The 1,258-nt window shown below is 45.0% G+C and carries 1 protein-coding gene; it reads left to right on the forward strand.

Translation table 11 applies throughout. The features are described from left to right. Window positions 1-369: 369 nt before the first annotated feature. Window positions 370-1,258, forward strand: an 889-nt coding sequence (gene ltrA, locus D5018_RS21325) for a group II intron reverse transcriptase/maturase (protein ID WP_121840975.1), incomplete at its 3' end; no start/stop codon positions are given.

The raw sequence follows: 1,258 nt of genomic DNA on the forward strand, positions 1-1,258 counted from the left end.
TGAACACCAGTGAACCTTTGATGACGTGTCGAAAGCGTAGGGGTGATGTCAAAACCGGGAGGGAGTCGTTAGCCCGGGATAAGTCTGGAAGATACCTGTTTACTGTCCAGATGGCATCCGGCATAAAGAAGGCATGAACTTAACACAGGCTTCTGTGTGGAACGTGGGAACCTGTCGCCTTGATGCTAAGGGAGATACTCAAGCAGTGAACCTGCAAGAGTTAGAGTACCAATGCAAGGCACAGGGGCGGACGCTCCCGTAGTAGTGATGAAGGTACTGTAATGGTATTTGAGCGAAGGGGATTGATTATCCTGTTGAATTTAAGAGTCAACCATAAAAGTCGATCTGGAGTCGCAGTGGGAGGAATTTTTGAAAACAACAAAACCATTTGAAATTTCCAAGTACGATGTCGTTCGTGCATGGCAATTGGTCAAAGCCAATAGAGGCGCTGATGGCGTTGATGGTGAGACCATAGAGCAATTTGAATCTGCTCTGAAACGCAACCTTTACAAAATTTGGAATCGAATGTCGTCAGGAAGCTATTTCCCGCCAGCTGTTAAAACGGTAGCGATACCGAAAAAGAGTGGTGGTGAAAGAAAACTGGGGATACCAACGGTCTCAGATAGGGTGGCGCAGATGGTTGCAAAGTTGCATTTCGAGCCATTAGTAGAACCTTGGTTTCACCAAGATTCTTATGGCTACAGATCGAACAAATCAGCACATCAAGCGTTAGATATTACTCGTAAACGATGTTGGCGCTACAACTGGGTGCTTGAATTTGACATTAAAGGGCTGTTTGACAATATCGACCACGAATTGCTGATGAAAGCGGTTCGTAAGCACACAGATAATCCTTGGTTACTCCTCTATATCGAGCGCTGGTTAACAGCTCCGATACAACAAGAGGATGGTAGTATAATCATAAGGAACAAAGGTGTGCCACAAGGTGGTGTGATCAGTCCTGTGCTCAGTAATCTTTTTATGCATTACGCCTTTGACAAGTGGATGGAGAGGAACTATTCATCCATTCCATTTTGCCGATATGCTGATGATGGGCTTGCCCACTGTCAGAGTGAAGCACAAGCTAAGGCGCTCAAAAGTGCGTTAGAAATAAGATTACAAGAGTGTGGTTTGGAGATGCATCCGAAAAAGACGAAAATTGTCTACTGCAAAGACGACCAGCGTAGAGATAAGCACCCTGTAACCAGCTTTGATTTTCTTGGATATAACTTTCGACCGAGGAGATCAAAGAATCGCT

Origin of the sequence: Parashewanella curva (genome assembly GCF_003675895.1) — a bacterium.
In the GTDB taxonomy this organism is placed as follows: domain Bacteria; phylum Pseudomonadota; class Gammaproteobacteria; order Enterobacterales; family Shewanellaceae; genus Parashewanella; species Parashewanella curva.